This is a genomic window from Kamptonema sp. PCC 6506 (assembly GCF_000180455.1).
GTDB lineage: Bacteria > Cyanobacteriota > Cyanobacteriia > Cyanobacteriales > Microcoleaceae > Kamptonema > Kamptonema formosum.
Window position 1 is genome coordinate 1 of the sequence record NZ_CACA01000333.1, and the last position, 6752, is coordinate 6752.

Genomic DNA, 6752 nt, shown 5'->3' on the forward strand with positions numbered 1-6752 from the left:
CTACAGTCAGCTTTTTAGCCATCCCGATCTTATGTTTAATTAGGTGGATTTACTTACCGATGTGGGTAAGAAGATTGGCGATCGCAATTTGTCGAGGTAAAATGTTGTGCTTGCCAGCATTAAGACTCAATCTTTGGGATTGAAGTGATGGAAGGATTTGCCGGGGGGGAGACTTTAGTTCGCCGTATTCTTTGCTATTCGTGATGCGATCGCCTGACTAATTACTAGAAATTCTACCCTAGCCCCTAGTCCATCTCCCCATCTCCCCCCATCCTCCCCCTCTCTTTCCCTAGCCCCTAGCCCCTAGCCCCTAGCCCCTAGTTATTTATTCCTCATCCCATAATTCTTGTGTATAACCAAGTTCGAGCGCCGCATTTTTCTCAGCATCGGTTAAATCTTCCCAGTATCGATCGTTAGACTCAGGAGGGTCAGTCTCTTCTTCCCAACTATCCTCATCCCAACCTAGCACCGTCCAGCGTTTTTGCTCAGCGCTGTTCATATCTGTCCAACTCAAATCATCCCACGCTGAACTCGGATCGCCTTGAACGTCACGAATAGTTGCCATTGATTACCTCTTAAAATTTATGAAAGTTTATCCTAGTCAGGACTGAAACAATGGGTGGCCCAAACAGCCAATGATTCATTAGGAGCATACTGCCTCACGAACAATTCTGACTTGGGACTTATACCAGCAGTGTAATATTCTAACGGGACTTAAACCAAATTATCTAGTATCCCTGCTTAAGTTATGACAAAGAGACTGATAGCAGATTGCAGGTTTATGAAGTACAGTACAAAAATCGGGAATCGAGACAGGTAGCCAATCAGCACCGCTCCTACAAAAATCTTTTTTTGTACTTCACCTACCAGCAAAAGAAATTAAATACTAAAATCGCTTAATATTGCGATCGCAACCACTAAGCCACAACCAACAACCAACTACTAACCACCAACAAATTTCTATATGACAGCCATCAGGTCATCTATAACTATTGCTCAATCTTCACTAACATCGCTAGATCCTGAGAAATTCCAGACTTTGCAAGTAGCCATAGAATTCTGGAAAAAAATACTAGAACTAGGGTTTCAAATAGTCCCTCAAGTTCTCTGGGCAATTGGTATTTTATTGATTGCACGGTTTGCTAGTGGTATCGCTGGTCGCTTTACTCGTCGCGCCTTGGGCCGTACAGAGCCCACCCTGCGAAAATTCCTAATACAAGCCGCTGAGATTGTGATTTTTGTCGTGGGTGCGGTGGCGGCCCTCAATAAGTTGGGAATTCAGACTGCTAGCTTAGTGGCGGTGGTAGGGGCTGCGGGTTTGGCGATCGGTTTAGCATGGCAAAATACCCTATCTCACTTCGCTGCGGGGGTGATGCTGATTAGTTTGCGGCCCTTTGAAGTCGGAGATTTTATTGAAGGAGGAAACGTAGCGGGGGTAGTGGACAGTATTGGTATTTTTTCCACGACCCTAGTAACAGCAGATCATGTAAAAATTACAGTACCTAATAGTCAGCTATTTAACGGTACGCTGAAAAATACGACGGCTATGGGGACAAGACGGGTTGATATTGAGGTGAATATTGGCGATCGCGCCGTTGGCCCGACTATTGCTCAGTTTTTGGAAGTGGCTTCATCTCATCCGCTAGTTTTAGATGAGCCAGAGCCGACTTGTCTAGTGACATCTATCTCCAACGATGCCACAGTATTAAATTTACGGCCTTGGTGTGCGGCGGTGGCTTACGAACAAGTGCGATCGCAAGTCCAGCAACGAGTGAAGGAAGCTCTAGATGCCACAAAACCTCCAGAACCAGAACCTCCCGAATAGTTCCCGATCTAAAATCTAATATCTTTAGGACTTAATCAGGCATTCGCTATGGCCAAGTGGTATCCCCAGCAGATTCTAGAACAAGGAAATTTAAGGCTTTCTCCAGCAGAGAAAGAAATTATTCTCAAGAAAATGCCGCCTCCTGACGATGAAGGTCAGATTTATGCCGATGCAATTTTCGAGGGAGGCGGCGTAAGGGGGATTGCTTTTTTAGGTGCCCTGCGATGTTGCGCCGATTTGGGCCTACGGTGGCGCAAATTAGCCGGCACTTCTGCGGGTGCAATTACGGCTGCATTTTTAGCAGCAGATTTCTCTATTGACGAGTTAGAGAAGATTTTAGGGGAATTAGACTACAACGATAAATTCCTCACCAAGAAAACTAGCCCCCTGATTTGGAATGGCGATCCGGCCGATGACTTACACTTTCCAGTGGGGATGATCGCTTTGCTGACTATCTCTCGCCAAATGGGAGAGTATTCTTCTGAGCCTTTTCGTAATTGGTTGCAAGAAACTCTCAGCGTTGGCAATCTCAGAACCTTTGCAGATGTGAAGCTTAAGGGTCGCGGTCGCGAGTTGAAGGTAGTTGTTTCTGATATTAGTCGGGGGGAGATGTTGGTGTTACCCGATGACTTGCAGCGCCGCGATCCGCCTGGATACGATAGTTTGTATGAGCTAATGCAACTTGTGAATGCTGAAGATTTTAGCGTTGCTGAGGCTGTGCGACTGTCGATGAGCATTCCGCTGTTTTTTGAGCCCGGAAAGCTAGCCAATAATTTGATTGTGGATGGGGGAATTTTGAGCAATTTTCCCTTATGGATTTATGACCGCGAACCGGGTGTGAATTTACAGCCGCCTCGCTGGTTTACTTTTGGCTTTCGATTGCTTGACAAGGGAATTGAAGATCAAGTCAGTGTCAACGGCCCCTTGAGTCTATTGTCAGCGGTGTTCAGAACCATGATGAATGCTAGAGATCGTTACCATCAACGGGAGATGGATAAGGGTCGGGTGATTAATATTGATGTGACTGAAGCGAAGGTGACGGCGACGGACTTCAACCTCAGCGTTGACCGCAAGGCTCAACTCTATCGATTGGGATACGAGTACACTAAAAAGTTCTTCCTGAATCCAGTTTGGAGTTGGGAAAAGCATCTAATCGCTAGAGGTTTTGGGGCTGTGGCAAATTCTGGGGATGGCCCGATGATTCCCTAGTGGCTGCGAAAAGGCTGCAATGTCTTGTTTTACAAGGGGTTCAAATTTTTTTTACCGAAGTGGATGCAAAAGGAAAATTATGTGTTATGATGAGAGTCGCTCGTCGGGAGAGGTGGCTGAGTGGTCGAAAGCGGCAGATTGCTAATCTGTTGATAGGCAGGTAACTCCTATCCGAGGGTTCGAATCCCTCCCTCTCCGTTTTATAGCTAGGGGCTAGGGGCTAGGGGCTAGGGGCTAGGGAAAGAAGGGAAGAGAGTTAATGGTTTAAGCCATGAGCGAGTGTCCTAACCGTTGTGGCGGTTGCTATATAAATTAAAAATTAAAAATGTGAGGAATATAGGGTGGGCGCTAAACCGCGATCGTATTTCATGCGATTAGATAATAGCAGCGCCCACCTTGCAATTAAAATAACTTATAAACTTTTCATGGCTTCTACAAATTGCGCTGAAACAAAGGGTAAAATTTCCTCATTCTTACTATTTGCCTTTCCTTCAGTAAATACGATTAGCAAATAAGGCTGTAAGTTGGGTAATTCAATATAAGCTGCATCATGACGAACTGTGCTCGTAAGACCAGCTTTTGACCACAAATTCGCATTTAGGGGAAGTCCGCCACCTAAGAAACCTGTCACCTGATTTTCGGGATCTGCGGCTAAGTCTGCCGGATCTAGCGATCGCTTCATCAAAGCCATCATTGCTTGTGAAACCTTAGAAGACACAGCCACTCCCCCAATAATACTATGTACCAAACGCGCTGCTGCATTAGTTGTCAGCATATTGCGATTTTCCATTAATTCTCCCAAAAAAGCTCGTTCCCGACCGTAAGGGCCATCACACCATGTTTTTTGATTGACATTAATCGTTTCTAATTCTTCCCAGTTGAGAGACTGGAAATAACGGTTGACAATATTGCGCTGTTTTTGCCAAGTTTCAAAAGGGCCTGGCGGCAATTCTGGGCCGCTAGTAGTGCCCGTAAGAACATCTAATACCAGACTTGTAGCATCATTGCTGGAATCAACTATCATATCTCGGATAGCGCGATTTAACTCTGATGTTATTTGCACCATGCCTTTTTCCAACCATTCGTAAATAGCTACGAGGTAAAATAGTTTAACAACGCTGGCTGGGTAAATGCGATCGTTGCCGCGATCGCTAAAACCTCGTACTTGATATTTCCAGAATTCGGCTGGACTTAGGGCTCCACCTGTATTTACTATCACAGGAGGATCGTAAACTATCCAAGTAACGGCTATGCGATCGACAGCCAATTCGGGAAATTTTGCCCTAGTTGTCTCTACAATCTTATTGCCAAGCGTTTCTAATTGTTCGTCTTTGTGGAAAAATGTCATAGAAGAAGGGGCTAGGGGCTAGGGGCTAGGGAAAGATGGGGAAGATGGGGGAAGATGGGGAAGATTAGCAATTAGCAATCAGCAATTAGCAATTAGCAATTAACCATTACCAATGACCAATTACCAATTATCCGATACTGTGGAGTATCAGTGCCAAGCCAATATCAATATCTATGATTCCCCGAAGTGCGATCGCTTGGCAACTCAGGCGGCGGCGGGGAGACATTTACGAATAGTCTTGGACTCCCCAGTACCTCTGGTATCTGAGGGAAGGAAAGAGAATCTTGAGGTAGCGATGCCTGCGGCTGGCTACGCCTACGGGGTTCGGCTGTGCGAGGATGACTATCCAGGATGGTTAGCTATCCAAGATGCACAGTTGCTAGAGGTAGCTGAAAAACCCTATCAAGCTAAAGTGATTTCCGAAGCTGAAATTAGAGATAAGTTACCAAGTGCGATCGCCTTTACCCGCCACGCCATGAACCAACCTAACCATTATCTCTGGGGAGGGACAGTTGGCCCAAATTATGACTGTTCAGGACTAATGCAAGCTGCCTTTGCCTCTCTAGGGATTTGGTTGCCCAGAGATGCTTATCAGCAGGAAGCTTTTACCCAACCAATTGCCTTAGCATCTTTACAACCAGGCGACTTAATTTTTTTTGGAACAACCGAAAAGGCCACTCATGTAGGATTATATCTAGGAGAGGGGCATTACATTCACAGCTCTGGGAAAGAACAAGGACGCAACGGCATCGGCATTGATATTTTGTCGGCAGAAGGGGATCTCGTTAGTCAGAGGTACTATCGGCTGTTGCGAGGTGCTGGTAGAGTAGTCAAAAGTTATAGTTTCAATGGCTCATAAGTATTTGTTAGTTGCGATTGTTTTGGTACTATTCCCAGAAAACTGACTGAAAATGTCTAATGATGAATTTGCAATAGGTGGTAGAGAAGTGAGTACGGCGTTATTTTTAGAAAAATTGGCAGGGGAACCAGGTGATGCACAGGCGGCACCTGATGTTTCAGTGGTAGTCCCGATTTACAATGAAGTGGAGAGTTTGCCTCACTTGATAGACGCGATCGCATCTAGCCTTCAGACATCTGGACTCAGCTATGAAATCATCTGCGTCGATGACGGCTCTAAAGATGGTTCTGCTCAATTACTCAAGGAACAGGCTAACAGCAGGAATGACCTCCGGGCTGTAATTTTGCGGCGCAATTACGGACAAACTGCCGCAATGTCAGCGGGGTTTAATCACGCTCTTGGTCGTGTAATAGTTACTTTAGATGGGGATTTGCAAAACGATCCAGCCGATATTCCCATCTTAATCGCTAAGTTAGATGAAGGTTACGATTTAGTCAGCGGTTGGCGGCAAAAAAGACAAGATAATTCTATTAGCCGTCTGCTACCATCGAAACTAGCTAATTTGTTAATTAGTCGAGTTACGGGTGTAAATTTACACGACTACGGTTGTTCGCTAAAAGCTTATCGGGCAGAATTAGCCGCCGACTTGAATCTTTACGGAGAATTGCACCGATTTTTGCCCGCTTTAGCCTTTATTGAAGGGGCGAGAATTTCGGAGATGCCAGTACGACATCATGCTCGTCGCTATGGTAAAAGCAAATATGGTATCTGGCGGACATTCCGGGTATTGATGGATTTGCTCACCATTACTTTTATGAAAAAGTTTCTAACCCGACCAATGCACGTTTTTGGCTTGTTAGGGATGATTTCGATGGCATTGGGTACGGTTTTAGGTATTTATTTGACTATCCTAAAACTGGGTTTAGGTCAAAGTATTGGCCATCGTCCTTTGCTGATTTTAGCTGTAGTTATGCTATTAGCTGGTGTCCAGTTATTTAGCTTTGGTTTGTTAGCAGAAATTTTGATGCGTACTTATCACGAATCTCAGGGAAGACCAATTTATCGAGTGCGCGAAATTTTGGGTAATAAGTAGGGCTGAGGACATCGGGTTTATGGCTCAATAAAGCTCGTAAACCCATAATTAATTTATAAATGTTGAAGTTGAAAGAGTGCTTGAAATCCGTTTGATATTCAATGATTTTTTGAGAACATCGGTACAATATAAAATGTAGCAACCGCCAAGGCGGTTAGGACATTCTCAATTCAGATTCTATTCCCTTCTTCCTCATTTTACCCTCTTACCCTTCTTTCCCCTCTTACCCATCTTCCCCTTCTTCCCTTCTTTCCCTTCTTTCCCTTCTTCCCCTAGGGCGTGTTTTCTTGCCTCGTTGTATCCCAATACGGTTCAGTTAAGAAGAATCTGACTTCTAAAAGATGCCTCCTATGCTCAGATGCTCAGGAAGAGGGAAGAGGGAAAAGCTTACGACCTAATGGATTATGAACCAGAGGTA

The 6752-nt window shown here is 44.9% G+C and carries 6 protein-coding genes and 1 tRNA gene; 5 read left to right on the plus strand and 2 right to left on the minus strand.

The features are described 5' to 3' along the window. Positions 1–325: 325 nt before the first annotated feature. A complete protein-coding gene (locus OSCI_RS22225) occupies positions 326–565 on the minus strand; it encodes a hypothetical protein (RefSeq protein WP_007357408.1) in 240 nt (79 codons plus the stop codon). Positions 566–964: 399 nt separating this feature from the next. On the opposite strand from OSCI_RS22225, the gene OSCI_RS22230 reads away from it, so the two are divergent. The 3 genes from OSCI_RS22230 (at position 965) to OSCI_RS22240 (ending at position 3232) form a co-directional block, all read left to right on the plus strand. Next, on the plus strand, positions 965–1825 hold the full coding sequence (locus OSCI_RS22230) for a mechanosensitive ion channel family protein (protein WP_007357409.1): 861 nt from the start codon (positions 965–967) through the stop codon (positions 1823–1825). 48 nt (positions 1826–1873) lie between these two features. Beyond that, on the plus strand, positions 1874–3034 hold the full coding sequence (locus OSCI_RS22235; RefSeq protein WP_007357410.1) for a patatin-like phospholipase family protein: 1161 nt from the start codon (positions 1874–1876) through the stop codon (positions 3032–3034). Between the two features lie 106 nt (positions 3035–3140). Next, positions 3141–3232, plus strand: a tRNA-Ser gene (locus OSCI_RS22240). 214 nt (positions 3233–3446) lie between these two features. Here the strand turns inward: OSCI_RS22240 and OSCI_RS22245 are convergent. Beyond that, positions 3447–4382 carry a serine hydrolase gene (locus OSCI_RS22245; protein ID WP_007357411.1) on the minus strand — a complete coding sequence of 312 codons (936 nt, stop codon included), beginning with the start codon at positions 4380–4382 and terminating at the stop codon, positions 3447–3449. A 112-nt stretch (positions 4383–4494) separates the two neighbouring features. On the opposite strand from OSCI_RS22245, the gene OSCI_RS22250 reads away from it, so the two are divergent. Together OSCI_RS22250 and OSCI_RS22255 are read left to right on the plus strand one after the other, a co-directional pair. Continuing rightward, on the plus strand, positions 4495–5241 hold the full coding sequence (locus OSCI_RS22250; RefSeq protein ID WP_007357412.1) for a C40 family peptidase: 747 nt from the start codon (positions 4495–4497) through the stop codon (positions 5239–5241). Positions 5242–5293: 52 nt separating this feature from the next. Further along, entirely contained in the window at positions 5294–6334 is a 1041-nt protein-coding gene (locus tag OSCI_RS22255; RefSeq protein WP_007357413.1) for a glycosyltransferase family 2 protein, read from the plus strand. Positions 6335–6752: the final 418 nt, after the last annotated feature.